The organism is Cnuella takakiae (assembly GCF_001953305.1).
GTDB classification, from domain to species: domain Bacteria; phylum Bacteroidota; class Bacteroidia; order Chitinophagales; family Chitinophagaceae; genus Flavisolibacter; species Flavisolibacter takakiae.
The window spans coordinates 3,699,671-3,708,248 of sequence record NZ_MTFE01000010.1 but is presented as its reverse complement, the minus strand read 5'-3'; the positions used below and the strand labels follow the sequence as shown (position 1 = coordinate 3,708,248).

9 protein-coding genes are annotated in these 8,578 nt (G+C 48.9%); 5 read left to right on the top strand and 4 right to left on the bottom strand.

The annotated features are described in order from the left end of the window. Positions 1 to 90 precede the first annotated feature (90 nt). From BUE76_RS16060 to BUE76_RS16045, 4 genes are all read right to left on the bottom strand, one after another. Complete coding sequence (locus tag BUE76_RS16060; RefSeq protein WP_143157287.1) at positions 91 to 1,557, bottom strand: ArnT family glycosyltransferase; 1,467 nt, start codon at positions 1,555 to 1,557, stop codon at positions 91 to 93. A gap of 156 nt (positions 1,558 to 1,713) precedes the next feature. Beyond that, positions 1,714 to 2,586, bottom strand: a complete 873-nt coding sequence (cysM, locus tag BUE76_RS16055) for a cysteine synthase CysM (RefSeq protein WP_073042701.1) — start codon at positions 2,584 to 2,586, stop codon at positions 1,714 to 1,716. After that, positions 2,586 to 3,416, bottom strand: a complete 831-nt coding sequence (gene epsC, locus BUE76_RS16050; protein ID WP_073042699.1) for a serine O-acetyltransferase EpsC — start codon at positions 3,414 to 3,416, stop codon at positions 2,586 to 2,588. The genes cysM and epsC overlap by 1 nt, the downstream gene beginning before the upstream one ends. Positions 3,417 to 3,524: 108 nt before the next feature. Further along, the gene (locus tag BUE76_RS16045; protein ID WP_073042697.1) at positions 3,525 to 3,761 is read right to left on the bottom strand and encodes a hypothetical protein; all 237 of its coding nucleotides are present in this window, start codon (positions 3,759 to 3,761) and stop codon (positions 3,525 to 3,527) included. Between the two features lie 270 nt (positions 3,762 to 4,031). Between BUE76_RS16045 and gap the strand changes: the two genes are divergently transcribed. The 5 genes from gap to BUE76_RS16020 all read left to right on the top strand — a co-directional run bounded on the left by gap (position 4,032) and on the right by BUE76_RS16020 (position 8,576). Continuing rightward, positions 4,032 to 5,045, top strand: coding sequence for a type I glyceraldehyde-3-phosphate dehydrogenase (gene gap, locus BUE76_RS16040; RefSeq protein ID WP_073042695.1), 1,014 nt, complete (start codon positions 4,032 to 4,034; stop codon positions 5,043 to 5,045). Between the two features lie 81 nt (positions 5,046 to 5,126). Then, positions 5,127 to 6,323: a phosphoglycerate kinase gene (locus BUE76_RS16035; RefSeq protein ID WP_073042693.1), complete on the top strand. Its 1,197-nt coding sequence runs from the start codon at positions 5,127 to 5,129 to the stop codon at positions 6,321 to 6,323. A 318-nt stretch (positions 6,324 to 6,641) separates the two neighbouring features. After that, a complete protein-coding gene (locus BUE76_RS16030) occupies positions 6,642 to 7,286 on the top strand; it encodes a LemA family protein (RefSeq protein WP_073042691.1) in 645 nt (214 codons plus the stop codon). 3 nt (positions 7,287 to 7,289) lie between these two features. Next, positions 7,290 to 7,751, top strand: coding sequence for a TPM domain-containing protein (locus tag BUE76_RS16025; protein WP_073042689.1), 462 nt, complete (start codon positions 7,290 to 7,292; stop codon positions 7,749 to 7,751). Positions 7,752 to 7,775: 24 nt separating this feature from the next. After that, positions 7,776 to 8,576, top strand: coding sequence for a TPM domain-containing protein (locus BUE76_RS16020; protein ID WP_073042688.1), 801 nt, complete (start codon positions 7,776 to 7,778; stop codon positions 8,574 to 8,576). The last annotated feature ends 2 nt before the right edge of the window (positions 8,577 to 8,578 follow it).

The following is an 8,578-nucleotide window of genomic DNA, read 5'->3' as shown; positions in this document are numbered from 1 at the left end:
TAAGGGCTAGGACACCTCCCTTTCACGGAGGCGATACGGGTTCGAATCCCGTACGCGGTACAAAAAAAGCCTGCATATTGCAGGCTTTTTTCATTTCCGTTGCCAGATGAAAAGTCTTTCTTCTGTATTCTGGTATACCTGCCGGTAATCGGTTGCCACAACCTTCCGGAAATATTCTCTTTCCGCACCTGTTTCCATAAAACTTACCCCGGTAACTTCCTTGCTCACCAGCACATCGGGCCTGATTGTGTCCATCAGGTAACGCAATTCTGCCAGTACGGTTGTTTGGGCGCCATAAAATGGAAAAAGGTAAGGCCTGTTGATATTGGAAGGATGGGTAGTGCTCCTGGTGAGCGGGTATTGATTGAGCAGCCAGTAACCGATATGGTAATGGGTAAAGAATATTTTCTCATCCGCAAGGTTGCGGCTCCTCAATGCTGCAACGGCTTTAAAACTGGTGCGGTAATAAGGACTGCCTGTAGCAAGATAGTTTTTGGCAATCCGGTAATATTCGAGATGGCTTTCGGCTGCTACCAGCAATACGGCAAGCACGAGTACTGCCTTCTTCAACCGGAAATCTTTTCTAATGATAAGGCCCAATACCAAAAGCAATACAAAGGGATAGATCATCACCAGGTAATGGCCGTTTACCAGTCCGCTCGCAAAAAAGGTATAGGTGGTACCCAATAGAAGGCAAAGAAAAATAGCAGCGTGGTAACGCTGTTCTTTACGCGCTGTTTTGATAACTGCCATGCTGAGCAAAGCGACCACCAGGTTGATCCACCAGGTATTGGCGAGCTTGTCGCCAAAGCTTAGCGGTTGTGCTTTGGCATAGGCCAGGGGCGCCAGGAACACCGAATCTGTAAATACCTGAAGTTTCCCCTGCACATAATAGGGGATAGCCAAACACAGAATGGGGATGATCAGACCGAGGCCCAGCAAGACAGAATGACCCAAAGCAACCAGGAACCCTTTTTTGCGCCAGGTCCACAAACCTATCAGCACCATCAGCAAAGCAAGTCCATAGCCGTAACTCAGTTTGCTCATCAGGCTGCAGCTAAAAAACACACCCGCCAGGAGCATGGCCCATGGCCGGTCTTTGTGCAACAGGTAAATACCCGGCAGAAGGAAGAACACTGCGAGGTGTTCGGACATAAATCCCTGCAGGCTTCCAAAAAGGCTGCTAAGTAAAACATAACCCAATGCAATCAAAAATGGATTCCTGAGCCGGTGCTGGATGGCGATGCGTTGGAGGAAGAAGGCTGATACAAAGATGACCAGTACTGCCGTAAAACGAATGGCAATAAAGGAGCGGGGAAAAAGATATTCAATGCCTCCAAAGAAGTAGAATAGGAGCGGGGGCTTAAGATCCCAAAGGTGTAGGTAGGGCTGGTTGCCATCGGCAACACTTTGTCCCATCAGTATAAAGGTGCTTTCGTCCACATCAATATAGTCGCGGAAGAAAAAAGGTAGCCTGATGAAAAGGGTGGCGCAAAAAAGAAAAAGGACCTCGGTCCATGTTTGGCGGGAAGTAGGTTTGGAATGCGTAAGGGTCATATCAGCCATCAACGGACTTAAAAGATAAAGCTAAGTTATTTACCTATGCAGGAAGAAAGCTCCTTCCGGCCATATAGCAACCGGAAGTTTTTTCAAAAGCAAAGGCGCTTTACCAACGAGTAAAACGCCTGCTTCCATAAACTTATTTGCAAAATGCTACCCGAAAAGATCAGAGCTGAGGTAACGGTCGCCGCGGTCGCAGCAGATAAAAACTATTACACCGGTATCAATTTCCTGGGCCAGCCTGATGGCTGCTGCAGCTGCACCGCCGCTGCTCATGCCGGCAAAAATGCCTTCCTCACGGGCCAGCCTGCGTGTCATTTCAGTGGCTTCCTGTTGCGATACGTCCATTACACGGTCCACTCTTGAAGGCTCATAAATTTTGGGCAGGTACTCCACAGGCCAGCGGCGGATACCCGGGATAGATGATTCTTCTGTTGGCTGGCAGCCTACAATTTGTATATCGCTGTTTTTTTCTTTTAGAAAACGTGAAGTACCCATGATGGTACCTGTTGTACCCATGGAACTTACAAAATGGGTTACCTGCTCATTGGTGTCCCGCCATATTTCTGGGCCGGTTGTTTTGTAATGGGCCATATAGTTATCGGGGTTGGCAAACTGGTTGAGGAGTTTGTGGGTGCCCGATGCAGCTTTCTCTTCTGCATAATCGCGGCAGCGCTCGATGTTTTCCAGCAAGGTTACTTTAGCACCAAACGCTTCCATCGTAAGCACCCTTTCGCGGGTACTGTTTTGCGGCATCACCAGTTCTATATCGATGCCGAAGAGTTTCGCCATCAGGGCAAGGGCAATGCCGGTATTACCTGAAGTGGCTTCAATAAGGTGGCTTTCTGTATTGATATCGCCCCGCTCCAGCGCACTGCGGATCATGTTGAGTGCCGGCCGGTCTTTTACACTGCCACCGGGGTTGTTGCCTTCCAGTTTGCCGTAAATACGCACATTGGGATTGGGGTTAAGTTGTTGCAGCTCCACCAATGGGGTGTTGCCTACCAGGTCTAAAATGCCAGCCATTAGTTCAATATTTTGCCTTCCAGTACGGTTATTTCGGGATTGTGAAAAACAAGAGAGCCGGGCGGTACGCTGGCTGTAAGCCACACGTTTCCGCCTATAACGCTGTGGTGGCCTACTACGGTTTCGCCACCCAGTATGGTGGCCCCCGAATAAATCACCACATGATCTTCCACGGTTGGATGCCGTTTTACATGCGCCAGGTTTTTGTTTACGCTCAACGCACCCAATGTCACGCCCTGGTACAGCTTTACATGTTTTCCGATATGGGTAGTTTCTCCAATAACGATACCAGTACCATGGTCTATAAAAAAATGTTCGTCTATTGAAGCACCGGGGTGGATGTCAATACCTGTCTTGGAGTGGGCATATTCGGTGAGGATGCGGGGTAAAAGGGGAACTTCTAATTTAAGGAGTGCATGTGCCACCCGGTAAAATGAAATAGCCGCAAAACCCGGGTAGGCCCGCACAATTTCAAACTCGTTGGTAGCTGCAGGGTCACCGGCAAGGATAGCCGAAATATCGGTATTGAGCAATTGGTACAACCCAGGCAGGTTTTGGAAAAATGCCTTGCTGCGGTCCCGGTTATCACAATCCATACAAGCCTGCGTGCCGTTCAGAATATGCACCAGGTCCTCCTGCAGCCCGGCGAATCGTTTTTCCAGGTCAGCCAGGCTGAGGGTTCCGGTTTCTGCTTTCTCAGGATAGAGTAATGCAATTACCTGAACGGCCCATTCTGATATCTGCCGGTTGGAGGGTACCGCTTCTACGCGTTTCTGTTTGTCAAAAAGGTGTTGGAGGAATGTAGCATCCATCATTACAACTGCCGGCATTAGCGATTGGTACACTTGCTTGATGTCGACCCTGTAAAATTATACTCCTTTTTGTTGCCAAGGTTCAAACTGGTGTTAATGCGTTTGAACGGTAAAAGGAAGGTTGTTTTATACAGCACCCTGTTGTATTTGCCAGCCCCGGTTGCGGAAATGGGTAACCAGTCTTGAGAGCCGATCCTGGTTAGCATGTTCCTGCAAAAACACCTGTGCCATAAATTCCTCACATCGGGCAAGGGTGCGCTCTATCAATCCTCTTTCCTGGTTTTTATTCAGGGATTTCACCTTTACGGTACCGCCCTTCAACTGCACTTCCAACTGGTAGGGTGTCTTCACTGCACGAAACATACGCGAACAATTTGGTAAGCTAAGAAAACAAAGACAATACCATTATGTGTATGGTAGAACTTGGCAGGAGCTGAAAACTGCGCGCAGAACGGCCCATAGTTCAGGCTGTTTTAAGAATTGCAAACTTTCCTGCCTATTATAGAATTTTTTAAAAGATGGAGCAAAAATTGAAGAAAATGCCGCTGAAAACGCCTCTTATTGGGGTTGTTCCAAATTAGGTGCATTATTGTACCTTCGCCCGGCATTCATCAAAACAAAAATTCTTATAGCATGAGCACTGTTAAAGTTGCGATCAATGGTTTCGGTCGTATTGGCCGCCTGGTTTACCGCCAGATCTTCAACATGGAAGGCATCGATGTAGTAGCCATCAACGACCTCACCAGCCCTGCCGTACTGGCACACCTGCTGAAATATGATACTGCCCAGGGCCGCTTCGAGCAAGAAGTAAAGGCTACTGAAAACTCCATCCTGGTGAACGGCAACGAGATCAAGATCTATGCTCAGAAAAACCCCGCTGATATTCCCTGGGGCCAGCACGATGTGGACGTAGTTCTGGAGTGCACCGGCTTCTTTACCGATAAAGCCAAGGCTGAGGCCCACCTCACTGCCGGCGCTAAAAAAGTGGTTATTTCTGCACCTGCCACCGGCGACCTGAAGACCATCGTTTTCAACGTAAACCACCAACTGCTGGATGGTTCTGAAACCGTTATCTCCTGCGCCAGCTGCACCACCAACTGCCTGGCGCCCATGGCACAGGTACTGGAAGAGCAGTTTGGCATTGTTGCCGGCCTGATGACCACCGTACACGCTTATACCAACGACCAGAACACCCAGGATGCTCCGCACCCCAAAGGTGACCTGCGTCGTGCCCGTGCCGCTGCACAGAACATCGTTCCCAACAGCACCGGTGCTGCAAAAGCCATTGGCCTGGTACTCCCCAGCCTGAAAGGTAAACTGGATGGTACCGCACAGCGTGTGCCTACCCTCACTGGTTCGCTCACCGAGTTGACTGTTGTACTGGGTAAAAAAACTTCGGTAGAAGAACTGAACGCTGCCATGAAGGCTGCTGCCAACGAAAGCTTTGGTTATACCGAAGACGAAATCGTAAGCGGCGACATCATCGGAATCCGTTTCGGTTCGCTGTTTGACGCTACCCAAACCAAAGTGTTGAACGTAGGCGAGCAGCAACTGGTGAAAACCGTTAGCTGGTACGACAACGAAATGAGCTATGTTTCTCAGCTGGTGCGTACTGTTGACTATTTCGCACGACTGATCAACAAATAATTGTATACAATAAAAAAAGCCGGAGCTAGCTCCGGCTTTTTTTATTGTTTGTACCTTCCACCCCGTCGCAAATAATTTAGTATGAGCAAATTTCAACAGACCAACTTTGCAGGCAAGAAAGCCCTGATCCGCGTAGATTTTAACGTGCCATTGGACGCACAGTTTGCGGTAACCGATGATACCCGTATGCGTGCTGCGGTGTCTACCATCGAAAAGATTCTGAATGATGGCGGCAGCGTTATCCTGATGTCGCACCTGGGGCGCCCGAAAGAAGGTCCCACAGATAAATATTCACTGCAACACTTGGTAGCACACCTGAGCCAACTGCTTGGTGGCCGCAAGGTGGCGTTTGCCAACGATTGTATTGGTGAAGAAGCCATCCAAAAGGCAGCTGCCCTGCAGCCTGGCGAAGTGCTGCTGCTGGAAAATCTCCGATTTTACAAGGAAGAAGAAAAAGGTAATCCCGAGTTTGCTGAAAAGCTTTCCAGGCTCGGTGATATATACGTGAATGATGCCTTTGGTACCGCGCACCGCGCACATGCTTCTACAGCTGTGATCGCGCAATACTTCGCACCCGAAAACAAAATGTTCGGCCTGCTGATGGAAGGCGAGGTGAGCAGCGCGGAAAAGGTAATGCATGCCTCAGAAAAACCTTTTACCGCTATCATTGGCGGCGCCAAGGTTTCCGATAAAATCCTCATCATCGAAAACCTGCTGGATCGTGCTACCGATATCATCATAGGTGGGGGTATGGCTTATACCTTCTATAAAGCCATGGGTGGCCACATTGGCAACTCGCTTTGTGAAGATGATCGCCTGGATACAGCACGAGAGCTGTTGAAAAAGGCAGAAGCAAAAGGTGTTTCCATCCACCTGCCTTCTGATTCTATAATTGCTGACAAGTTTGCTGCTGATGCAGATGTTTCTTCCGCTTTAAGCAACAATATACCAGAAGGCTGGATGGGACTAGATATCGGTGCACTGGCTTGCGCCATGTTTGCCAAAGTTATTGGCAACTCCAAAACCATTCTTTGGAACGGCCCCATGGGTGTATTTGAAATGGATAAATTTCAGCATGGTACCAAGACAGTTGCTGAAGCCATTGTTGACGCAACCAGCAAAGGTGCATTTTCACTTGTGGGTGGTGGTGACTCTGTTGCCGCGGTCAACAAATTTGGCTTTGCCGATAAAGTAAGCTATGTATCTACCGGCGGTGGCGCCATGCTCGAGTTCTTTGAAGGAAAAGAATTGCCCGGTATTGCTGCGGTAAACGCATAAATGTACTTTTCATAATTTCTTTAATGGCTATCCTTTTTTGGGTAGCCATTTTCTTTGACCCTTACTGGACAGGATTTTTGAAAAACTGATGGGAAAAACGGAAGTGCTCATGGTATTCAGCATCCTATTCTTTGCAAGGAGTAAGCTGCCATAAAATGCATGTTCGAATTTGAAGAAAGCTTTTTTTATAAATAGGATGACAAACTGCCAGCATCCTTTGATTCCTTATCCAATACTGTCTATTGTCTGTTCATGGAATAAAAATTGTGTACACCCAATTGCTTGGAGTATTTTTAAAAAGCAACAAACAAACGAATCATGAAAGGACGTTCTCTTACTACCCTTATTATTGTTGGTGTACTTGCCCTGTTTTTGTTCTGGGGCTGTGGCAGCTACAATGGCCTGGTTGGCCAGGACGAAACCGTTAAAAACGCCTGGAACAAGGTGCAAAGCGATTACCAGCGTCGTGCCGATCTTATTCCCAACCTTGTAAATACTGTTAAAGGGGAAGCGAACTTTGAGCGCGGAACACTCAATGATGTAATCAGTGCACGCGCTAAGGCAAGTTCAGTGCAATTGAATGCCGACGACCTGACACCTGAAAACATTGAGCGCTTTCAACAGGCACAATCGCAGCTTTCCGGTTCTTTGAGCCGCCTGCTCGTAACCGTGGAGCAATATCCCAACCTGCGTGCAAACGACGCCTTCCGCAACTTGCAGGCCCAACTGGAAGGAACGGAAAACCGCATCAAGGTTTCGCGCAACGATTTCAACGATGCCGTGCAAACCTACAATACACAGGTGCGCCGTTTCCCCACTGCTATGTTTGCCGGGATCTTTGGTTTCCGTCCCCGCCAGGGCTTTACCGCCGATCCGGGAGCTGAAAATGCACCCCGCGTAGATTTCGGTGAGCCCCAGCGCCAGCCTTCTGTCAACTTCAACGACACCGCAACAACCCGATAAGTCATGCGCTTATTTCCCTGGCAAAAACAACCGGAGTTTTTTTCTGCTGAAGAATCGGAGCGTATTGTTGCGGCCATCCGCGAAGCGGAACGGCGCACCAGTGGCGAGATCCGGATATTTGTTGAATCGCGCTGCCGTTTTGTAGACGCCATTGACCGCGCTGCAGAAGTGTTCTTCCAGTTGCGTATGGACGAAACCGAACAACGCAACGGAACACTGCTGTATGTAGCCGTCCGCGATCACCAGGTAGCAGTTTTTGGTGATGAAGGCATCCACCAGAAAGTTGGGCAGCAATACTGGGAAACAGAAGTCCGGAAAATGCTGCATGCTTTCGGCCAGGAACACCTGGTGGATGGCATGGTTGCGTGTATCAATGATATAGGTGAAGCCTTATACCTCCATTTTCCGTACGACCGTGATACCGACAAAAATGAATTACCTGATGAAATTGTTTTCGGCAGGTAAGCTTATCCCACTTGTAACAAGCGCATGAAGTATTTCTTTTTACTGGCTTTTCTTTTTTGTTCCTTGTTGGTGCCGGCACAAAGCATCAACGAAGTTGTACCCAAACGGCCGGTGCCGCCAAGGCTGGTGAATGATTTTGCCAATGTGCTCACCCCCGAACAGGAGGCTGCACTGGAGCAAAAGCTGGTGGCTTACGATGATAGTACCTCTACGCAGATTGCTATTGTAACCGTAAATACCCTGGGTGATTACGCCATTGAAGAAGTGGCTTTGCAGATTTTAAGGCAATGGGGTGTTGGGAACAAGGAAAAAGACAATGGTCTTGTCATACTTGCTGCTATCCAGGATCGCAAAATCAATATCCAAACAGGCTATGGCCTGGAAGGATCGTTGCCGGATATCATTGCTAAAACGATTATCGAAAATGATATTGTCCCTAATTTTAAAGGCGGTAATTACTATCGCGGTTTTGATGAAGCAACCACTGAAATCTTTCGGGCTGCTGCCGGCGAGTACCAGGCACCTGCTGGTTATGCCAACAGGGGTAGGGGAAGTGGCGGCATCAGTTTAGGAAAGATCATCATTGCAATTATTGTACTGTCCATTATCCTTGGCATGTTCGGTGGCCGGGGAGGTGGCGGCGGCGGAGGTGGCTATATGTCGCGCCGAGGTTATCGGGGCTTTGGTGGTCCCATTTTCTTCCCCGGAGGATTTGGCGGCGGGGGTTTCGGTGGCGGCGGAGGCGGCTTTGGAGGAGGTGGCGGTGGCTTTGGTGGTTTTGGTGGTGGCAGCGGCGGTGGCGGCGGTGCAAGTGGAAGTTGGTAAGA

Excerpts from the sequence above, each read along its gene's own strand:
- BUE76_RS16060 (WP_143157287.1), bottom strand. The coding sequence starts at position 1,557 with ATGACCCTTACGCATTCCAAACCTACTTCCCGCCAAACATGGACCGAG.
- cysM (WP_073042701.1), bottom strand. The coding sequence starts at position 2,586 with ATGGCTGGCATTTTAGACCTGGTAGGCAACACCCCATTGGTGGAGCTG.
- epsC (WP_073042699.1), bottom strand. The coding sequence starts at position 3,416 with ATGCCGGCAGTTGTAATGATGGATGCTACATTCCTCCAACACCTTTTT.
- BUE76_RS16045 (WP_073042697.1), bottom strand. The coding sequence starts at position 3,761 with ATGTTTCGTGCAGTGAAGACACCCTACCAGTTGGAAGTGCAGTTGAAG.
- gap (WP_073042695.1), top strand. The coding sequence starts at position 4,032 with ATGAGCACTGTTAAAGTTGCGATCAATGGTTTCGGTCGTATTGGCCGC.
- BUE76_RS16035 (WP_073042693.1), top strand. The coding sequence starts at position 5,127 with ATGAGCAAATTTCAACAGACCAACTTTGCAGGCAAGAAAGCCCTGATC.
- BUE76_RS16030 (WP_073042691.1), top strand. The coding sequence starts at position 6,642 with ATGAAAGGACGTTCTCTTACTACCCTTATTATTGTTGGTGTACTTGCC.
- BUE76_RS16025 (WP_073042689.1), top strand. The coding sequence starts at position 7,290 with ATGCGCTTATTTCCCTGGCAAAAACAACCGGAGTTTTTTTCTGCTGAA.
- BUE76_RS16020 (WP_073042688.1), top strand. The coding sequence starts at position 7,776 with ATGAAGTATTTCTTTTTACTGGCTTTTCTTTTTTGTTCCTTGTTGGTG.